We start from the raw sequence: 20,607 nt of genomic DNA, 5'->3' as shown, positions 1-20,607 counted from the left end.
ATCGCTCTGCAAAAGATTGCACAATTAATTATACAATCCCGACAGGGACTTATTGCGAGGGCATAACCCACTTACCTAATCCCGTAAATTTATTGGCAAAGAGACTGTAAATGTAGTTTTAGCAGGCATAGATTCCACATCAATTTTACCCTGATGTTTATCAATTATTTTTCGGACAATATCCAATCCTAAACCGCTGCCTTCACCCATAGATTTAGTAGTAAAGAACGGCTCAAATATTTTGGGCAATACTTCAGGCGGAATTCCCTTGCCACTATCGGTAATGCTAACTTTTACCCAGTTATTTTCATGTACTATATCAATTCTTAAAATTCCTTTATCGTCCATCGCTTGTAAAGAATTATGCACTAAATTTGTCCAAACTTGATGGAGTTCGTCGGGATAACACCATACCGCTGGCACTCCGGCTTGATAGTTTTTGATGACTTCGACACCGTGTTTGAGTTGATTCTGGTAAAGAGTTAATACAGTTTCGATTCCCTCAGCAATATTCACCTCTAATTTTTCTCCATTAAAGTCGTAACGCGCATAACTTTTTAACGCAAACACGACTTTTGCTGCACGTTCGGTAGCGGTAGCGATCGTTTTAGCACTTCTCTGAATACTAGAAAACTCATAAGCTGTCTTGAGAATTTTTTCGCTGTCGGGGTCTTTTAAGAGCGACAAAAACGATTCTAAATCTGTCTGCAAGCCAAGATTGACTAACATACCAGCAAGACTGTCCGCATTACCAATCTCTTGGAACTCTAGCTGCTGCTTCACACCTCTTTTGAATTCCCGTTTTTCTCGCGTCGATAAAGAGTAATCTTGTTTGGTGGAACTGTGCATTAAATTCACGAAATCTTGCTGGCGTTCGACGGAAAGTTCTTTAAAAAAAACGGGCAAACTTTCTAGATTATTATCCAAAAAATTGTTAATGTTCCCAATAGACGATCGAATCGCGCCTAGGGGCGTATTGATTTCGTGAGCAATCCCAGCAATCAGTTGTCCCAGGGCGGCCATTTTTTCCGACTGTATCAAGTGATTTTGAGTGGCTTTTAATTGTGCTAAAGCGACTGTTAATTCTTCATTTTTTTGTTTGAGTTTATTTTGTAATTGACACATTGCCAGATGAGTTTCCACTCTCACCAACACCTCTTCTACTTGAAAAGGTTTAGTAATATAATCTACACCACCTACAGCAAAAGCTTTTACTTTATCTAGCACATCGTTAATGGCGCTAATAAAAATGACCGGAATGTCGCGAGTGCGTTCATCTTCTTTGATTTTTTGACATACTTCATAGCCATTCATTTCTGGCATCATAATATCCAGCAAAATCAAATCTGGAGGCATTCCCCTAGCAGCAGAAAGTGCCAATTCCCCATTAGGGACCGGGCGGACTTTATAGCCCTTTCCATTCAAAATTCCCGCTAACAGGCGCAAATTAGCTGGTGTATCATCTACTACTAAAATATTACCGTTGTTAGTATTCGTGTCGTTATTCATGGTATTTTGTTTCAGAAATTAAATTCAACACTCGATCGTAGTCAAAATTCTCTATACAATTTGCGATCGCACTGGCCAGTAAAGGATTCTGCAAACTAATTTGGGCGATCGAGCTATCTATTAAATCCAGATCTATATTCAGTATAGCCAGTTTTAACTCAGCTACTAATTGCTGGGGTAATCCATTGAAAGCATCCACAGTAAGTACCTCAAAATCCCCATTGTTTGTTTTCAGTACATTAACTTCCTTTGTATTTTCATAAATATACCGCACTCCAATATGTTTGTGCATAGCATCAAAAATCTCGGCTTCCCGGAAAGGTTTCCGCATAAAGGCATCGCAACCCGCGGACAAAATCACTGCCCGTTCCTCCTCCAAAACACTAGCAGTGAGTGCAATAATTGCAGTAGCTTGACCTTTGAGAGTGCCTTTTATGTGTTTGGTTGCTTCGTAACCGTCCATTACAGGCATTCTCATATCCATCCAAATTAAATGTGGTTCCCAAGTGTCCCAAATTTCAATTGCTTCTTGACCATTTATAGCTTCTTTCAATTGAAACCCTAGAGGATTCAGAATTTTAATTAATAGTTGGCGATTCAGCGGTTTATCGTCTACTATCAAAATTCGATAGGGGTGTTGGTTTGGTTCCAGGGCAATCACATGGCTAGTTGATTTTTTGCTTTCAACTTCAGCACTTTCGACCACAATAACTTGAATATCAAACTTAAAAACTGTGCCTTTTCCCACCGCGGAACTGACACTCATTTCACCCCCCATTAATTCAACAAACTTGCGACTAATTGGCAAGCCTAATCCTGTACCCTCTTGGGAGTCTTTTCCTGTTTGTGTTTGTACAAAAGGTTCAAAAAGATTATGTAATTCTTCCTGGGAAATACCCTTGCCTGTATCTGCTACTTCAAAATGCAGAAATAAAGAAGAATTAACCGGGACTGAATCCGGGGCATAAATTGAATCACCAAGGGGAATTGGTGAGGCAAAATTAGGATTTTTATACATAGTTAATTCGGAATCTTCAACATCTTTAATTTGGCGATCTTTGATTGGCTTAGACTTTTTTACAGTCGGATAATTTTCCGATTCTACCTGCTTGCTAATTTTAACCGAGACACCACCCTCATCAGTAAATTTGAGAGCGTTGTTAAGCAAATTAATTAAGACTTGTCGCAATTTTAGTTCGTCAGTTTCCACGTATTGTGGTACATCGGGACTGCGGTCAAAAATTAACTGCAATTTTTTGTCATCTGCTTTTAATTGAAACATATCTTCAACATCGCACAGCAGGCGATAAATGTCTATCTTTTTGGGATTGAGGGTAGTGCGTCCCGCTTCAATTTTGGACAAATCGAGAACATTGTTAATTAGGGTGAGCAGGTGTTCTCCACTGCTGCTAATTATGTTCATATTTTCTTGGTCTTCTCGCGATAGACTTTGGCTGCGAGTCATTAGTTGGGAAAAGCCGAGAATTGCATTTAGAGGCGATCGCAATTCGTGACTCATGTTAGCCAAAAATGCACTTTTAGCTTGATTTGCGACTTCAGCTTTGTCTTTAGCTACAGCTAATTCTGCCGTCCGTTCTTCCACTCTATTTTCAAGATTTTCAAAAGAATGTTGCAGTTGTTGAGCCATGCTGTTAAATGCTTTGCCTAATTCTCCCAATTCGTCTTTACGTTGAATTTCTACTGTTTGATTCCATTCACCTTTGGCAAGGTTTTTGGCTGCTGTATTTAAGCGCCAAATAGGACTTGTCACCCACCGAGAAGTAAAGATTCCAATAACTACAGCTACTCCCAAAGCAGCCAAACATAACCAAATCGTCATGCGGGTATTGGCATCTATTTCGGCGGTAAAATCAGCTTCGGGAACCACGACCACAATTAGCCAGTCTAAACCTTTGCCATCTTGAAATGGTAAGAGTTTGACAAATTGTTGTTTGCCTTCTATTGGAAAATTCAAAGTATAGGAAGCTTGAATTTCTTTTAATTTTTGAAAATGACTTGCTACATATTTCGCTGTGGCTTGAGTCGTAGCATCAACACTTTCTTCAGCCTTAAACAGTTCTTTGTTATTACCTCTGGTACGAAAAGGTTTTTCGGAAGTGGAAGTCGCCAGCAGCGTGCCGTTTCTTTCCATGATAAATGCCTGTCCCGATTTACCAACTTTGAGACTGTTTAAAAATTGACCAATGTGGTCTAGGCGCAAGGCAGTAATTAATACTCCTTCCAGTTGGTCTGTTTCGTAGACTGGTTGCAGAGCGCTGATGATTAATGTCGGCTCCAAAAAGGAGATGTAAACTGAGCTCCAAGTGGGTTTGCCTGCGTTAGCCGCATTTTGGTAGGAAGGATGTTGGCGAATATCGAAAGACTTGACAACAGTTGCTACTGTAGTGCGATCGCCTGTATTGTTAGTATTGTAAGAATAAAAGTCAAACCCACTAGAGCGTCCTGACATATTAATCATCAGGGAGCCATTGGAAAGTTTTTCTCCGGTTCTATATTCTCCATTTTTATTGCCAATGGATGTAAAATTGATATAAGGATATAATTGTACTTGCCGCCAAAGGTATTTCTCCCAAGCTGATAAATCTTCCATGTTTAACAGCCCCAGTTTGACTGCATCCAGCTTGCTTTGATTAATTTGATGGGGCGTGGCGACGTAAATTTGCAGGTTTTGCTCGACGCGAGCACTAACTTCGCTCATCAACTGACTAGCTAAGTTATTAACTGCTTTTTGTCCGTTTCTAAAAGAAAGATATCCTACAAGTCCCACTGCTCCGACTATTTGCAGTACAAAGGGAACTATCAGTACAGTTCGCAGGGGAAGTTTCTCTAAAAGTTTAAAAACCATAAGTTTGAGAGGTTTGGTGAACTTAATCTAGGACAGTCCTGGTACAATCTGTCTCAAAAGCAGCGCCATCAACGGCCAATTAGCTATAGGTAATTGTTTTCTGGTTATTCGCTGCGGTAGATGCTCAACCCCCGATCAATTTAAATCTAGTATTGGCGATGTTATAGGCTGTTATTGTATCAATTGTCCTATGATTTTGACAATTTAGACAGATTTTTGAGTCGGCGACGAGGAAAAATGCCCCAGATACTTTATTTAAGGGTTAGGTCAAGTCGATGGGGAATGGTAGATTTAGTTTAGTCAGTCAGCGTGCGTGGGCAAGAATCCGGGCGACTCGAAGGCAATTGCTGGATTGTTAAGGGATGTGGAGGCTAGCGATCGAATTTGCGATCGGACTAGCTATTTTGGGGAAGACGTGATACAGTCAAGAGAGTTGAGGGCACGTAGCTCAGTGGATAGAGCATCAGGTTCCGGTCCTGAGGGTCGGGGGTTCGAGTCCCTCCGTGCTCATTTTGTATGTCTTTTGTACGCCAAGGGTTTTAGGTTAATTTTATTACCGATAGTCCTATTTTCCGCTCAAATTTCGCTCCTGTCGGTTTCAAGTATCTCCAAAACCACCTCTATATCCGCCAAGTTTGCCCCGGACTTTTTGCGTCTGGTTTTCAACTGGTTGAGTAGATCGGCGGCACCGGGAAATTCTGCGACTGCCGGAGCTGAGTTTTTATTTTCCTGACATGAGAGCCGTGCTTCCTTGAGTTCTTGCTCCAACATCTGAACCTTCAAGCCCAAATCGCCGTTGCGCTCGTGTAACTGATTGAGCTCTTTGTCCCATTCTGCAAGTTGCCTGTTGGCCGCTTTTAATTCCTGCCTGAGTGATTCATCGTTGCCGTCACTCAGGCGCTCAATTTTCCCAGCCGTTCCTCAATAGCGGCCATCCGCTCCATCACAGGGTCAAGACTTGAACTTACAGCCTTGTCTACAATGTCTACAATGTTTGTAGACACGACGTCATGAGAGTTTTTTGTAGACACATCGGTGGGAAGTGTAGACACATCGGCGGGAAGCGTAGACACAGGATTGCCGCTAGTTATATACAGCTTGTAGTCACCGTACACTCCCGATATTTCCTTGAGAATACGTTGTGCAGCTTGACTTACCGATTCACCCTCTAGCCTTTGGGCTTCTATCCAGTTAAGAAAGTGGCCGGAAGCTCTGAACGATACGACTTGACTTTGACTCATTGTAGACACCTGTAAACATTATTTGTCTACAATAACCGATAGATGTCTACAGTGTCAACAATTTGTCTACAAAATTTGTAGACACAAAAATCCCCCAATTAAGGGGGATAAGATTCTAGCCGTCAGTCCTTGGTCATTGCCTAGTCAGGAATCACCCTTAAGTCTTGGGGGTTGAGCCAAGTCGTAAAACTGCCATCAGGCTTCAGACAAGCAACGTAGTGGTTTTTAACCTCATCAACCACAAGGTCAAGTTTTGCGTACTGAGCTACGCAGCCAGCGTTGTCACCCACGTAGCGGACTCGCACACCTTTTTTGAGGGTTACGCGCTTGGGCTGTGTTGGTGGTGTTGGCTGTTCCGGTTGAGGTTGAGTGAGTATTTCTGCCAGTTTTCGCCGTTCCTCATCAGTGAACTTAGACGTGAGTTTTGAGAGTAAATTGCAAACTTCTGAAAAAGTTGGATTTAGTGCTCCAGCGTCTCCAGCAGCGCTCTGCGTAAGGATTGTTTGCTCCAGCGGTGTTCCAGCATAATTTTCTTGCTGGAGCACTGCTGGATATAAAACAACGGTAGAATCAGGTGCTGGAGACGCTGGAGCACTTTTTTCACTTCTTTTAGAATTTTGCTTGCTGATGCCGAGATAGTAAAAATCTCCCATCGTTCGTTGAGATTCAAAACCCCGTTCCGTGTGTCGGTGTTTTTCTAACTTAGGGAATAGTTCACTGAACCGAGCAAACACTTGGTTGATTGCCTTAACGGGAGTGTCCCGCCCCGGCAACTCGTTCCAAATCAGTTTTTCCTTGTCACCCTCTATCTCAAGAATGCCTGCCTCTATATACCAGTTCCGCAACTCCTGCCACAAATCTTTAGCGTAAACCCGCTCACCTTGACCAACCTCATACCCCATATCTCTGACAAACTGCCACAGATGCTGAGACTTTTCCTGAGCTTCCCGTAAAGCCGCGTCACTGGAACCGTAATTAATCCCTTGGGCAAGCAGCAACGGTATCCGCTCTAACATCCTGTTCAGCAGTGCCGGTGCAATTCGTTCCAGAATAAAGTTTGGGTCTTCCTTAAACCGAGGGTCTGCTTCTAATTCACCTTTACCGGCAGAAGCCCCGACCACGTAAGTTTTCTTAAAACTCAGAATGCAGTATCGGCTGCGGATAGCTTCTGCGTCACTACTGATAGATGGCAGAACATTGCAGTTAGCAAGAAATATCGCCTCTGGCTTGTATGGATACTCACCACGTCCCTTATGTTCAATAGTCAACTCATCCCCGGTGATGAACTGCTTGAGACTTTGTAGCTTGTCCAGTTTCACCGCGTCCGCATTCTCACTTGACCAGTTGCACAAAGAATTCTCCAGACCAGCGAGGGGAAACTTTCTCCCAGTGTCATAAATCTGAAAGTCCTTTAAAGACTTCCCAGTCACACCGCGTCCCAACACCGCCACCAACGCAGTCCGCAAAGTATCTTTACCGTTGCTACCATCGCCGTGACAAAGCAGTCCTTTGACCCGCGACATCTTCAAACGAGCCAATGGCAGACACAGTGCAGCAGCAATTGTCCTCAGAAAAATCTCTCGCTGCTGTGGCTCAAGACACTCCAAAAGGCGATCGCAATCTGTGGCATCAATGTCAGGGTCATATTTGCCGCCGATGTATGTGTAGACCTGTTTTGGGTCATGGGGGGTAATCGTGTGTGAGCCATCAGAATTGATTTTTACCACCCCGTTAGAACAGTTCAATCCCGGCGGGTTCACAGTCTCAATGTCCACTGCCAGTCCTAAGACCATCCAGTCATAAACCTGATTAACACTGCCAGAGTTAGCCCGGTTGCGACGGTACACGCCCCCTTTCCCTTTCTCTGAGTAAGTCCTCAACCACTCAAAGATGCGACGTTTCTCGGAAGCCTCAGAACGCAACTCGTAGTAACTGCCAGTGAATCGGTAAATTTGACCCGCAATCGACACCCAATGACCGTCAGAGTACAGTGCAGATTCAGCTTTTAGAACGTAATTTTCTTCTGAAACTGGTGCTGTGTCTGGAATGTAATCGTCAAGGTTACTATTAGACGACAAATATACTACATCTTCACACGTATGCGGGCGTGAGAGTAAAGGATTTTCTTGTATTTCTTCCGTTGCAGCGCCATGAATTTCCGCTTCTAATCGGCGAATAAACTCTTCAATGTCCATAGTTTCCAAAATCTCTCGGATATCCCCTTTGTCTGGGATATCTGGACAAATGGCAACCGGGTCAACGACTAGGCAAGGGAATTGAATGTGGTTGCAAACCAGCCGAACCTCTGTACCCTTCTTAACTCCTGTGTCATCGTTATCCCGCAGCTTCACGAGTACGATGTTTTTCCCTGTTGCTTGCAGTGTTTCAGCCATCATTTGTATCTCAGGGTGACTCCAATTAGAACCCTGCATGGTCAAAGCTGCGATACCGTGAGACCGTGCGAGTTCTACGTTTGGTTCACCCTCAAGCATCAGAACTGCAACGGGTTCACCGTCTGGTACGCCCTTCAAAGTCTCGACTACTTCATTAATCCGGTAAGCAGGCCACCGTGAGTCACCTTTAGCCCATACCCGTTTACCGTTGCCATCAATGTGAATCTGACGGTAGGTTTTGTCCCGTCCCTTTGGTTTACTCAGGTCTACCCATTGGAAACGAAAGACTTCCTGTGAGGCACTGTAAACGTAGGTGACTTGCTCTGCATCGGCAGGTACATCCTTTGGGGTGTACTGAGGTTTAAATGGTTCGGGCCCGGATTGTGGCACTAGCAGCTTTAAGAGCTTCAATCCTGTGGGAATTGGGACTGGTACTGACTGTGCTTTCTTGGTAGCTTTCTTGGCGGGCTGACGGGTGCTGGCAGATTTGTTGCCATGCTGCTCTGCCAAGAACTCGGATAACGGCTTAATAGCTTCACGGATAGCAGCGCTGCTACAGTCGCCAGACCAGCACTTATATTTGCCAGTTCTAGGTTCAACGCTTAGGTTGTGTCCGCCACATACCGGGCAAGTGTATTTATTCTTCTCTTTGCCTGGTTCCAGCTTGTCCAAATGGTCACGGATATCGAAAAAGCCTGTGCTCAGTTGGCTGGAAATTTCTGAGGAATCGGATGCGGAATTTTCCCCGGTGGGGTATGATTTAGTCATGTTTTTAGCGCCTCTAAAAGACGCTTTATGTACCAAAGACCGCTGTTACTCAGGTTCCAATTGAATGCAGCGGTTTTTTGGCGTTTACTTTTTTTGAAAATTTAGGACACAGGAGGAACCGCCCCGCGGGTTAGATTGCGGGTGCGATTAAGCTGTCGTTGCGAGCACAGCCACCTATCTCGATGTCGGGAAGCGGTACAAAACCCTTTGGCGGGCCTCTCTGGATTTCCTTATCCAGCGTCTCTACGATTAACGCAAAGACTTCGAGTAACGCAAAGACTTCGAGGCTGGCCAAAACTCTTTGGATTGCTCCGCTTCTGATTTGACCAATAATGCAGGCGAAAGAGTGGATGAGGCTTAGATTAACTCCGAAAGAGCTAGAAACAAATTTTCTGAGGGTGTAGGTAAAAACTTTCCAAAATGCTGGATTTTTCCACGAACACTTCCTTTGGTTTGCCCACACCTCTGCTAACGAGTCGCCCTTGACCCGCCGAGCCCACATCCGCCTAATTTGTTCTTTACATTCTTCAAAGTCCATCGTTTTATTCTAGAAGAGTCGGGAAAGACCGCCGCTACAATTACCCAAAAATAGGGTGCTGGGAGTTGTGAGTGCGATCTCGGAACATTTAAGTCTTCCGCCACAACATACAACGCTTATAAGCCTTACTGTGAGTAGGTTGCAAAACCTCTGCAAAGTGTTTCCCATATCACGGAACATTTAAGTCTTTCGTGACAACTTCTGAACACTTGCAGAGATTTTTGCTCACTCCTCAACTAAGCGCTTATACTCAGCCTCAGCAGCCTTGTATTTTGGACTACCACCCTTAGTTACACCCCACAACTCAAGGATGATTTTTGCCTTGCCATAGCCCTTGGCCTGTAGTTCCAGAATCCGTTCTAAAAGTTCTGAATCGGCGTTCTCGGCTAGTTGATTTGAACGTTCAGAACTCCAGCCGTCATCTTGGCTGTGACTTAGGGCTAGAGAGCGTTCTAGGTGTTCCACTTGTTCAGAACCCGCCGTGTTTAGGATAGATTCGGCTTCCATCCGACGTTGTTGCTCAGAGACATAAGCACTGGTAGCCAGTTCATCAACGGCATCAGCCACTACAACAGCCTCACGCATAGACTCAAACTCTTCAGCTTGAGCTAGTTTGAGGGCAATTCGTCGGGATTCAAAGCAGCAAGCAAAACCGCCCATTAGAGACAGCCCAGTAACCCAATTGTGCAGCGGAATCTTACGGCTGAGGGTGAACGGTGGTGCTAGCCAGAGGATTAACCCAGAGGTTGTTAACGCGCAAACCTTTAAAAGCGACATAGCATCACCCCCAAACCGAATAAAACAGCGACTATACCTGCAACCAAAATCCCTTGCAGGTCTAGGATTGTGATGCGGAATTTCAAGCACAGCCAGTCGTCTAGTATCCAGCCTAGAATCCAGCACAGGACTACGACTAGGTACAAGGCTCTTACCAAAGCCTGTAACCCAGAATTGAGCGACGCTATCCAGCAGAGAAAACTGGAAGCGATCGCACAACTCACAAAAGTGTTGAAAAGTGCGATCGCCCTGCTCATAGTTTTGTCCCTTGTAACTTGGCTTTAATTTCGCTGATACGGCTCTCGGCATTGCTGGCTGCTTGCTCCAAACCCATACCCAATCGAGCGTAGGCTGGACGCAACCCGTGCAAGTGTTTACCCAGACGTGCGTCGGCGCGCTTTTTTACGAGCTCGTTGTCGGCAACCACGCCCTCATATTTGCGGTGGTGTTTGTGGACTTTGGCATCGGCTTCCTCAATCTTGCCAGCAGCCTCATAGGCTCGTTTGGCGTGACGTGCGCCCTCAGTTTTCTCCTTTGCCAGCGTCTTCATCGCGTCGGCTTCTTCTTCTGTGAAGTAGCGGGGTTTTTCGATGATGGGGACTGAGCGTTCACTTGCTGCGAACTTGCCCGGATTTAGCGGACTGATTGCGTCGGCACTGGTTGGGGCTAAAACGGTGGAATGGTTAATAGCGTGGCTACCATGGCTTAAACCGCCCGATTTTTCGTCGTTCTTAAAGATTTTGTTCATGCGTCCCATATTCGGCTCCTATTTGAATGTTGATGCGGATTTTAGGGAATAGATTGAGCGGGTTGATTTGTCGCCACATAGACATAGCCAGCACAAATACCCCCACAGAAGCGAGTGCAAGTGCAATGAGTTGTCCAAAATCAACCCAGTCAAAGAATGTGGAATTGTGGCGGGTAAAGTTGCAGACGGGAAAGGAACCGTCATTAGTCCAGTCGAGGGTGTCTACACTGTCTACAGCTTGTAGGTCAAGCGGTTCAGATGCTTTGTCTACACTGTCTACACTTGCAACTTTATTGGCGTCTACACTGTCTACACTGTCTACAGTCGCCGTCTCAAGGGATTCACCGTCAACTAGGTACAGTTCTAGCAATGCCTCCCATGTGGCAGTTTTGCTGAGTTTCCCGAACTGTTTGGCATCTTCATTGGTAAAACCACGGTCGTAGGCAATCGCTTTTAACTTGTCAATGCGACGGTGGCTGATGGGGGGTTCAGTCATGGCAAAACCTCTAGCCCGCTACAGTCGCATAGATGTTCCTCAAAACACGGATACATCCAATCGTCACCGCTACCACTAACCCAGTTAATTTGATATTCCCAATGTTGGTGTATTGGATGCCAACAGATGCCGACTATTTCGCCAATTTCCGGCGGTGGCGCATCACCAACCCAGTCCCTGTCGTCATCTTCATAGCTACCGACAGGCCAATGACTGGCTACTCTGTCCCCAATACCAAACGACGGCGCGGGATATTTTGCGGGTAACTGAATAGCTGATTGCCGATGAGGCGCAAAACACAACAAAGCAGTCGAGGCGATTTTTGGGAACAACTCGCGACGGGAAAACGTAAACAATTGCGATCGTCCCTTGGGACAATCGGCTGAATGTGGCATTATATTTAGGCTCCAAACGTTGTAAGTTAACGGTTTGGGGAAGTCGTGACTTGGCTAGCATTGCAAGTGCTTGTCAGTCGCGCATCAATCTTCCTTAGTTACATACGATCGCAGCTTCCCAGCAAACTGTCAACAGTTCGGTTGTAAAGTTTTGTCGATAATTATTCGGTGAGTAACCCCATCACTTCGTCGGGTGTAATCCCGTAAATAGCGGCTAGCAGTTTGACATTTTTCACATCACTACCTAACTGCTTAAGTACCCCAATTGCACTACCCAAAGGAATAGCTTCCTTCGTAGACTGAGTTAATAAATCAATAGTTGTCTCAGTGTTAGCGCGACGCTTGTAAACAGTTTCATTCATCTGGGGTGAATGCCCCAGACTTTTAGCTCTTGTTTCCTGAGACATTCCAGCCATTTGACCACTGAGATTAGCTAAATGGCGTAAAGCATGGGTTTGGGTAAAACCTTTGTTCCACCTTCTTAAGATATTTTGAGCGCGGTCACTATATAGTCCCGCAATTGTTTTCGGATTACTGGATAGCGTGCCAATCTCAGGCAATTTACCTGACTTAATTTCTAAGCACTCTATCAAGTCAAGATGAGTAGGGGGAAGCATCGGCACACACAGTCGGTAGCCAGTTTTAGTCGTCGTGTCGAGTAATGTCTTGTCACCAACTACAGCAATCATCTTTATATTGTTTGGCTCAATCAGTGCCGGGATAATAACGCCATCCTTTGTTTTGAAAGGTTTGTCGATGTTCTGAATAGCAAACACTTCGTGAACCCGAAAGCCATACACCATCTGCATTGAGAACACCCACAGCCACCGTTTACGCGATTCCAGATGGTATCGCTTATCATCAGAGACACTGAGAACCTGAATGCGAAGCTTTAGGAAATCATCGACTGATAAAGTTTGAAGGTCTTCCCGAAATTCTGTTTGTGTACCGTCAATTTCTTTAAGTCTACCCAACAACTCAGTATCGCCAATAGTCTCAGCTAGTTTTTTCATTGCACACAAGCAGTTATTAAAGCATTTAGTTCCTTGCTTCTTAATGTGAATCACAGACAAAATATCTACTGAGTTTACAATTGCCTCCCTTGGTAGCAGTTTAAAATATTGTCCGTAAACACATCCCCAGGAGCTTTGATGGCTAGCATTATTCCTGTCACGTTGTTGACGGCGTTTAGTACGCCCCTCCCAGTATTCTTTTTCTACTTTTGCTATCGCCTCACCAAAGGTTATCAAATCATTTTTGATGACGTTTTTGTCCAAAATAACATCATCATACCAGGCTAAAAATCGACTCTCGCTAGAGAAGGATTGTAAAGCGCTAGCAACTAGATGAGCTTTCCTCAGAGCATCAGTGATACCTTGCATCGTCAGGTAGCACCCACAAGTTTTGTTGACCCGCTTGTTACCTAACTTGAATTGCAGTGTTATGTAACCACCGCTACCCTTCCTGTCTCTTTTTAGCCCTACGCCCTTGGGACATTCTTTCTGTGCTTGCTTGAAGTAGTCTAGAATCCGCTCGTAACCAACAAGGTAGTCTGCGGTGGTACTTACAGTGACAGGATTAGACTTTTCGCTCATCTTTCGCTCCCTACTCTGATAGTGCTGAGTTTGACTGATGCACTCAGCCTACAGCAAGTCGCTCAGTGTTCGCTCAAATCAAAAACAGGACTTTCAGAGTGGGTGCAAAAAATGCCTAGAACGACGGAAATTCGTAATTCAAGAGCGAGGCTTTGATTCGAATATTTACCACCATATTCCCCTGATTTCAACAAAATTGAACAATGCTGGTCTTGGCTGAAAAGTCGAATTCGTAAACTCAAGAATCAGTTTGATTCTTTGCGAGATGCGATCGAGGTTGTCTTACATCTTGCGTCCTAACCGCCTTGGCGGTTGCTATACCTCTGGGATAATTATTTTGGAATAGGTAGGATGCCTGTTCCACACTTACACTTGTGGAGAGTTGGCGTTATCTATGTCCACCATCGATCGATCGACTACGAACTGACGCACCTTAATGGTTTCAAAAATTGGGGTTGAGCTGCCAAGCCCAACCTCATTTTAACCACGAATCATGACTCAGGGTCAAATATCATCATTGTCTTGACCTTGTACCCCCTGAAGAATCCGCGATAATTCACTCTTCTCATTAATTGTAATTCGAGTCGGAGAACCGCTGATAATGCGTTCGTAACTGCGGAAAGAATCCCGAATTACGGGTCCGTTATCAGTAATAGTGTATTCCCGAATTCCCTTGTCATGCCAGGAACCACGCATCTTAAACACATTAATTGCCCGCGACATTTCCCCTCTAATTTCCACATACTGAAGCATGATGATCGTGTCAGTAATCGTAGAAATATGGGAATCTGTAATCGAATTAGAACCCATAAACTGGTCGCTTGTATTCGTAAAAAAGCCTGTAATTTCCTCCTGCTTGGCGAAAGCTGTCACTCCAATCACGAATTGCCGGAAGGAATTATTGCTAACTCCCCGTTCTAACGCGGACAGGGAATCGATCGCAATTCGAGAGGGTTTAAAATCGGCAATTTCTGATTTAATATTTTGCAAATGGTCTTCCAAACCAGCAGATTCTGGGTAATTACAAAGAATTTTTAACAAACCTTTATGTTCCATTTCCTCAAAATCAATGCCCCAAGAATAAGCATTGCGGAACAACTGAGCCCGCGACTCTTCATAGGCAAACAGCATAGCGCGATCGCCATTCATGCAAGCATTCTCCAAAAACTTGCTTACCAATAGGGTTTTGCCGGTTCCCGTCGCACCCGTAGCCAAAATAATCGAGTCTTTAAAGAAACCGCCCCCGCACATTTCGTCGAGAGTTTTGTCGCCGGAAGAAACCCGAACGTTGGAAGATCTTTGAGTCAATCGCATGGCCCCCAAGGGAAAAATATTAATGCCGTCATTGGTGATTGTAAAAGGATACTCCCCCTTCATGTGAGTGGTCCCTCGCAACTTCAAAATTTCCATAGTCCGGCGGCGACGTTCTCCTTCCAAAACGTTGCGAACAATCACCACATTATCCGAGACAAATTCCTCCACTCCAAACCGGGCCACCGGGCCGTATTCTTCCACCCGTTCCGTAGTCATGATTGTAGTTGCGCCTACTTGTTTAAGGCGTGCAACTAAACGGAAAATTTCGCGTCGCACCACAGATGCAGCGTCGTATTGCTGAAATACTGCCGTCACCGAATCAATAGAAACCCGCCTCGCTTTATATTTGCGTATGGCATATTGAATGCGTTCAATTAAGGCAGATAAGTCAAAATTTCCCACGATATCCTGACCTTCTGGGTCTGGGGAAGCGTCTAAAATAAATAGCTTACCTTCATCGATAAACTTAGTCAAATCCCAGCCGAAACTGTAGGCATTTTTAATAATGTCTGTGGGAGATTCTTCAAAAGTTACAAAAACTCCGGCTTCGTCAAAATGGGTGATTCCGTTGTAAAGAAATTGTACAGCAAATAAGGTTTTTCCGGTTCCCGACGTGCCGCTGACTAGGGTAGTTCTACCGATGGGCATTCCGCCGTGACTGATGTCATCGAAGCCTTCAATCATGGTGCGGATTTTTTGAACTCCCGCCGTTACCAATCCTTCTGGTTGCACCGTTTGACTAATTTCATTCATGTCGATTTTTATCAATTGTCAGTATTTTTAAGTTTTCAGCCATTAACCGCAGCTCGTTAGTATTTGTACTCATTGTTTAGCTGGTGCTAGCACTCCATAACTAATTACTGCTGACTAATGACTGTAACTTAATTATCTTACGAATTCATGTCTTCTTCGCGAAGTTCTTCATAGAGTAAATCTAATCCTATCAGAACTTTTTCCCGATCGGACAAATCACCAATAATTTTTCGCACCGGAGGCGGCAGAATTTTTGCCAGGGTAGGGGTTGCCAAAATTTTATCCTCTTCTGCTAGTTGAGGATTTTTGAGAACATCTATCACTTTCAGCGCGTAGACTCCTTGAAACTCTTGTTCGAGGATGTCCTTAAGGGTCTTCAAAGCTCGCACTGAGTTGGGAGTATTTCCCGCAACGTAAAGCTTGAGAACGTAGGTTTTCTTCAGAGGAGTCATGAACTTTTATGAGAGATTGAGTGTTAGTTATCAAATTTTAGTTGTAGTTGTTATTTGTCTTAAATCCCCTATTCTTTCGTATTTTATAATATTTTTAGCCCGGTTTTACCTTCCACGTTCCGAGGCATCTTTGGGAATCGATCGCCTGTACATTTCGCACAAATGAGCGATGACGTCAATTAGAGTCAAGCGGTAATCCAGCAATATTTCTTCGCTGCGCCCTTCTAATTTGAGTTGCTTGGCAAACTCGTCCATCAATTCCATGTGAATTTCTACAACTTGAGTCACCGCAACATCCGCAAAAAAAGCTATATTCACAAATTCATCTATTTGATTATTTACGGCAGTATCTTCAGAAAAATAACTCAAAACAATTTTTCGATAAATTAACTTGAATTGCTCCAAAAATTTGGGCTTTTCTTCCTGAGACAGATTACGCAAAAAATTCTGGGAATTTCTTTTATAATACACACCTAAGTATCCTAATCGCTCCCGCAATTTTTCAGCAAGTCGGCGTTGCTGTCGTTGTAGTAAACTTTGAGCAGTTAATTGTGCCGTTGCACCTACCTTTGCAGATTGGTCATCTAAAGGAACCGGAGTAGAAAGTTTCAAAAATTGGGCGATCGCCCGATCGATACTGGCTGTAAGTTCGTCCCATCGATCGATTGGGAGTTGCACCTCAGCAGCATGGTAAAAAAAAGAGCAACTTTGCTGTTGATTCAGTTCGGGGCTAGTTACCAACGGATAGCAGCCATTGTCCGATGTCCGTGGCACTTCCTGCGTCTCATCATCTCCGGGCTTGGTCGCAAAAATCACAGCAGGTAAAAAGATCGATCGCTCTTGGAGCTTACCCGTCAGAGATCGGAGTTCCCCATCTACTTCTAAAACCAAACAGTCAAGGTGGTAATTGTGCTTTAGGTATCCAAAAAACTCAGTCTCCGACTTAACCTGCGTCAAAGCATAACGTCTGCCCCGCAAAACCTCGATCGCAAAGCCTGCGAGTTCCTCTGACTGGACAAAGATACATATAGACAGTTGGGGAAGCAAAGCTGTAGGTGAAACATTTAAGTTGCCTGAAAATGGTGGATCGCTCAGAGTTGATATCTCCTTTACAAAACACTTAACATTTTAACAATCATCGCAACATTTATGTTACCAATCTTAACTCCAAAATTGGTGACAACCTTGTAACAGAGGGATAATAAAACTGTAGTCCTTTGCTGCTAGCTCAAGCACCCCCAGCGTGATTTCTGCAATTAAGCTTAAGCCTTAAAATAGGTGCTAGTAGCCCCAAATCAAGCACTGGCATCGAACTGGCGGGGATCGGTCAAGCCTCAAGGTGCCTTAGCAGACTGATATAAAACAAATTAGATACAGAAATCGGCAGCTACATTGGGTCTCAAAAATATTACTGCTCAGGGGAGCAGACTCTCAGGTTCGTTATGCCACAAACCCGCCCTAGTCTCCAAAATTTTATCGAGCCAGTGCCACTGTGCAGACCGACAGCTCAGCTAAAAACACTGCGGTCAATTTTTAGTCAGGGCAACTGCGATCGCATCGCATTAGTCAACGAACAACAACAGCCCCTGGGATTAATATATCTCCGCAGCCTCATGCCCCTGCCAGACCAAGACCAGAAATGGCAACAACCCCTGTCAGAAAACCCGATCGCGATCGCTCCGGTGAGATCGGTACCTGCTGATTGGAGCGTCAGCGAATTCTGGCAATACCTGCAAACAGCAGAAATTAACCACCTATCGGACGTCGGCCAAATCGAGGGCACAGAGGTCGATACTCCCATCGCCCTCACCAATTCCGAAGGCAAATTTTTGGGACTTATAAACAGCCTCAGCCTGCTGCAATTCGTCGCCCACAGCAACTTCATCCCGATCTCCACCGCTGCCGAATACAGCATCAAAGCTCAAGAAACAGCAGCCAGAGAGTCGGTACATTCAGCGAGGGCCAGCGCCCTAGACGCTCAATTACGCTTTCTCGAAGCAGGACTCAAACCCTCGGAAAACCTCAATTCCCTAGTCCAACTCCTGGAAAAACTGCCCCTACCCCTGAGATTGCAAACCCCCACCGGACAGATAGTCAGTCAAAACGCAGCGTGGCGGATTTTACTGGGAGCAGGCCCAGAACCAGTCCCAGAAACAGTAGTCAATCGAAACCGCTCATCTCCCCATCTACCTAGCCCAGAACCGACTAAATATAATAGTGCCCCAAGTTTAGCCATCTCCCCAGAATTCAGAAGCTTAGTAGGAGTAAGTCCAGGGGGCGATCGCGACTCCACCGCACCCACCAGTTGCCCCCTACCCCTCTACGCCGCCGCCTCCCCATCCACCTTAACCAGCCCAGCCTGGTGTCCCATCGCAGGCAAACCAGACACATACATTTGCGACTGTCCAGTCCAAAAAGGTCAAGAACGAATCTGGCAATTTGTCAAACAGCCACTCTCGGACAACCTAATTTTAGTCATGGGACAAGATGTCACCGAAGAACATTTAGTCGCCAAAGAACTAGCAGCTAAAAATGCCGACTTAATCCACCTCAACCGACTAAAAGACGAATTTTTATCCTGTATCAGCCACGAACTAAAAACCCCTCTCACCGCCGTCCTCGGTTTGTCCAGCCTCCTCAAAGATAAATTAATCGGAGAACTCAACGATCGCCAAACTCGCTACGCCAAACTCATCCATCAAAGCGGGCGACACTTAATGACCATAGTCAACGACATTTTAGACCTGACCAGGATGGAAACCGGGCAGCTAGAACTAATTCCCGAACCAGTCGAAATTACCGCAGCCTGCAACAGAGCCTTTGAACAAGCCAAACAACTCCAACAGCAAGAAGAAAAATCCCCATCAAAATCCGAGGTAACTACCGCCAACCCTGGGGAAGAATCCCCCATCGAAACCGAATTTATACTTGAAATTGAACCGGGACTAAGGCACTTAATCGCCGACGAACTGCGGTTGCGACAAATGCTCGTCAACCTGCTATCCAATGCCCTCAAATTCACAGAAATTGGTGGCAAAATTGGCTTGAAAGTAAATGTTTGGGAAGGCTGGATTGCTTTCACAGTTTGGGACAACGGCATCGGCATCCCCGCAGACAAACAGCACCTCATATTTCAAAAATTCCAACAGTTAGAAAGCCCCCTAACTCGGCGATTTCAAGGCACCGGATTAGGACTGGTACTGACTCAACGTTTAGCTAGGCTCCACGGTGGAGACGTTTCGTTTATTTCCTCAGAAGGTCAAGGTTCTCAATTCACCTTACTCCTGCCACCAAATCCTCCGGGAAACACTACAGAAGATGTCGCAGAATATGCAGACATAGAGCCAGAATTATTAAAACCAAAATATCAGTACCCGATCGCCAATTCTCGATCTCGCCTCGTATTAATCGTCGAAGCAGTTCCCAAATATATCGAAGATTTAACCAAAGTTCTGATGGGTTTAGGTTATCAAGTAATTGTCGCCCGTTCCGGCACCGAAGCACTGGAAAAAGCCCGCCGATTCAGTCCCCAAGTGATTTTCCTGAACCCGTTGTTGCCACTGTTGTCCGGCTGGGACGTGCTGACACTGCTCAAGAGCGATCCAGATACTCGATCGATACCAGCCATCATCACAGCCACCAGAGGTGAAAAAGAACGGGCCTCCGTCAACCGAGCCGAAGGTTTTTTAAGCTTACCAGTCACAGAGCCAGCCTTGGGAATGCTACTAAGTGATTTGATCGGACACCCCGATGGCAATAGTCGCCATGCCAGAAGTTCTTTGACTATTTTGTGGCTGTGCCCGCACAACAGTGCCTCCCAAGGCTCATCTTTATTGCTCAACCCTACCTACTGCCGCGTTTTAGAAGCAGATGACCTCGGTCAGGCAGAACTGGTGGCTCGTATCTGGCGTCCCGATGCGATCGTTTTAGACGGCACAAACCAACTGCAAAACCCTTCAGCTTTTATCAAACAGTTAAGTCAGTCTTCGAGTTTGGGTTCTCTGCCTTTAGTAACTTTAGATCAGGCAACTACACAACTGGCAAATCAAGTCAAGGGACTGTCAGTATTTCCGTGTTTAGCCACCGACAGCCACACCTCCGACACTCCTTTGGTAGCCTCTGCTTTGTGGCAAGTTATTCAAGTAGCTGCTGGGATGAGTTGGAAGCCCAGCATTTTATTTGCTGATATTTCTACCTTACTGGACTTGCAGCAAAATATGAGGGAAAATCAGGATCTAGCCGCCGCCGAAAATGCCGATTATCGAGGGAAAAAATTAGATTTTCCTATTCATAATTCGGAAAAATTTGCCCCTAACTTTCAAGCTTTGATTCAGTACATCCAAACCGCAGGCTTTCGAGGTTCAATTGCTCTCCATTGGAGGGAAGTTTTGCAGCAGTTGCAATATCAAAGCGTGGACTTAGTTTTGCTTTGCTTACGAGACACGCACTCGGAATCGGGCAGTGTGTTGCCAGCACTATCAAGTCTGCGAGAAATGGCAACAAAACCGCCGATATTAGTTTTGGATTATCGGTGTAGTGTCAATTCCGAATCGGAGGCGATCGACTTGGTACTACAAGAAGTAGCTGCTAAAATTTTGCCTTCTTCTTTATCAGCAGCCCAATTGTTAGATAGAATTCAACAGAGCATCCAGGCGTAGCAAAGATTCATAACAATTAACCGAACGATCGGACTATGGTCTCAATCGCCATTAATATAATCTAGTCCGGCGAGACTGAAGGGGAGAATTATAGGTTATCATAT

At 45.1% G+C, this 20,607-nt stretch carries 16 protein-coding genes, 1 tRNA gene and 1 pseudogene; 3 read left to right on the top strand and 15 right to left on the bottom strand.

Annotation, left to right across the window (positions count from 1 at the left end):
* Positions 1 to 75: 75 nt before the first annotated feature.
* Positions 76 to 1,509, bottom strand: coding sequence for a hybrid sensor histidine kinase/response regulator (locus AAFP14_RS05340; protein ID WP_341731262.1), 1,434 nt, complete (start codon positions 1,507 to 1,509; stop codon positions 76 to 78).
* Positions 1,502 to 4,375, bottom strand: a complete 2,874-nt coding sequence (locus AAFP14_RS05335) for a hybrid sensor histidine kinase/response regulator (protein ID WP_341731261.1) — start codon at positions 4,373 to 4,375, stop codon at positions 1,502 to 1,504. Before AAFP14_RS05335 ends, AAFP14_RS05340 begins: the two co-directional genes overlap by 8 nt.
* Positions 4,376 to 4,812: 437 nt before the next feature.
* On the opposite strand from AAFP14_RS05335, the gene AAFP14_RS05330 reads away from it, so the two are divergent.
* Positions 4,813 to 4,885 (top strand) — tRNA-Arg (locus AAFP14_RS05330).
* A 66-nt stretch (positions 4,886 to 4,951) separates the two neighbouring features.
* On the opposite strand, the gene AAFP14_RS05325 is transcribed toward AAFP14_RS05330, so the two are convergent.
* The 10 genes from AAFP14_RS05325 to AAFP14_RS05280 form a co-directional block, all read right to left on the bottom strand.
* Positions 4,952 to 5,146: a hypothetical protein gene (locus AAFP14_RS05325; RefSeq protein WP_341731260.1), complete on the bottom strand. Its 195-nt coding sequence runs from the start codon at positions 5,144 to 5,146 to the stop codon at positions 4,952 to 4,954.
* Between the two features lie 122 nt (positions 5,147 to 5,268).
* Positions 5,269 to 5,616: a hypothetical protein gene (locus AAFP14_RS05320; RefSeq protein ID WP_341731348.1), complete on the bottom strand. Its 348-nt coding sequence runs from the start codon at positions 5,614 to 5,616 to the stop codon at positions 5,269 to 5,271.
* A 140-nt stretch (positions 5,617 to 5,756) separates the two neighbouring features.
* The gene (locus tag AAFP14_RS05315; RefSeq protein WP_341731259.1) at positions 5,757 to 8,777 is read right to left on the bottom strand and encodes a DUF5906 domain-containing protein; all 3,021 of its coding nucleotides are present in this window, start codon (positions 8,775 to 8,777) and stop codon (positions 5,757 to 5,759) included.
* Between the two features lie 130 nt (positions 8,778 to 8,907).
* Positions 8,908 to 9,315, bottom strand: coding sequence for a hypothetical protein (locus AAFP14_RS05310; protein ID WP_341731258.1), 408 nt, complete (start codon positions 9,313 to 9,315; stop codon positions 8,908 to 8,910).
* Between the two features lie 225 nt (positions 9,316 to 9,540).
* On the bottom strand, positions 9,541 to 10,092 hold the full coding sequence (locus tag AAFP14_RS05305) for a hypothetical protein (protein ID WP_341731257.1): 552 nt from the start codon (positions 10,090 to 10,092) through the stop codon (positions 9,541 to 9,543).
* On the bottom strand, positions 10,080 to 10,349 hold the full coding sequence (locus tag AAFP14_RS05300) for a hypothetical protein (protein WP_341731256.1): 270 nt from the start codon (positions 10,347 to 10,349) through the stop codon (positions 10,080 to 10,082). Before AAFP14_RS05300 ends, AAFP14_RS05305 begins: the two co-directional genes overlap by 13 nt.
* Positions 10,346 to 10,840 carry a hypothetical protein gene (locus AAFP14_RS05295; RefSeq protein ID WP_341731255.1) on the bottom strand — a complete coding sequence of 165 codons (495 nt, stop codon included), beginning with the start codon at positions 10,838 to 10,840 and terminating at the stop codon, positions 10,346 to 10,348. The genes AAFP14_RS05300 and AAFP14_RS05295 overlap by 4 nt, the downstream gene beginning before the upstream one ends.
* Positions 10,824 to 11,336 (bottom strand): hypothetical protein, encoded by a 513-nt coding sequence (locus AAFP14_RS05290; protein ID WP_341731254.1) that lies wholly within the window; start codon positions 11,334 to 11,336, stop codon positions 10,824 to 10,826. Before AAFP14_RS05290 ends, AAFP14_RS05295 begins: the two co-directional genes overlap by 17 nt.
* Positions 11,333 to 11,731 carry a hypothetical protein gene (locus tag AAFP14_RS05285; RefSeq protein WP_341731253.1) on the bottom strand — a complete coding sequence of 133 codons (399 nt, stop codon included), beginning with the start codon at positions 11,729 to 11,731 and terminating at the stop codon, positions 11,333 to 11,335. Before AAFP14_RS05285 ends, AAFP14_RS05290 begins: the two co-directional genes overlap by 4 nt.
* A gap of 161 nt (positions 11,732 to 11,892) precedes the next feature.
* Positions 11,893 to 13,326 (bottom strand): hypothetical protein, encoded by a 1,434-nt coding sequence (locus AAFP14_RS05280; RefSeq protein WP_341731252.1) that lies wholly within the window; start codon positions 13,324 to 13,326, stop codon positions 11,893 to 11,895.
* A 162-nt stretch (positions 13,327 to 13,488) separates the two neighbouring features.
* On the opposite strand from AAFP14_RS05280, the pseudogene AAFP14_RS05275 reads away from it, so the two are divergent.
* Positions 13,489 to 13,626, top strand: a pseudogene (locus AAFP14_RS05275) (transposase); the annotation flags it as partial.
* 204 nt (positions 13,627 to 13,830) lie between these two features.
* On the opposite strand, the gene kaiC reads toward AAFP14_RS05275, so the two are convergent.
* From kaiC to AAFP14_RS05260, 3 genes are all read right to left on the bottom strand, one after another.
* On the bottom strand, positions 13,831 to 15,393 hold the full coding sequence (kaiC, locus tag AAFP14_RS05270; protein WP_341731251.1) for a circadian clock protein KaiC: 1,563 nt from the start codon (positions 15,391 to 15,393) through the stop codon (positions 13,831 to 13,833).
* Positions 15,394 to 15,530: 137 nt separating this feature from the next.
* A complete protein-coding gene (kaiB, locus tag AAFP14_RS05265) occupies positions 15,531 to 15,845 on the bottom strand; it encodes a circadian clock protein KaiB (RefSeq protein WP_340520079.1) in 315 nt (104 codons plus the stop codon).
* Between the two features lie 105 nt (positions 15,846 to 15,950).
* Entirely contained in the window at positions 15,951 to 16,892 is a 942-nt protein-coding gene (locus AAFP14_RS05260) for a circadian clock protein KaiA (RefSeq protein ID WP_341731250.1), read from the bottom strand.
* 395 nt (positions 16,893 to 17,287) lie between these two features.
* Here AAFP14_RS05260 and AAFP14_RS05255 point away from each other — a divergent pair, with 395 nt between their 5' ends.
* Entirely contained in the window at positions 17,288 to 20,503 is a 3,216-nt protein-coding gene (locus tag AAFP14_RS05255) for a hybrid sensor histidine kinase/response regulator (RefSeq protein ID WP_341731249.1), read from the top strand.
* The last annotated feature ends 104 nt before the right edge of the window (positions 20,504 to 20,607 follow it).

Source organism: Microcoleus sp. EPA2 (genome assembly GCA_020882975.1).
Taxonomy (GTDB): Bacteria; Cyanobacteriota; Cyanobacteriia; order Cyanobacteriales; family Microcoleaceae; genus Microcoleus.
The sequence above is the reverse complement of the archived record's forward strand: the minus strand, read 5'-3'. Positions and strand labels throughout refer to the sequence as shown.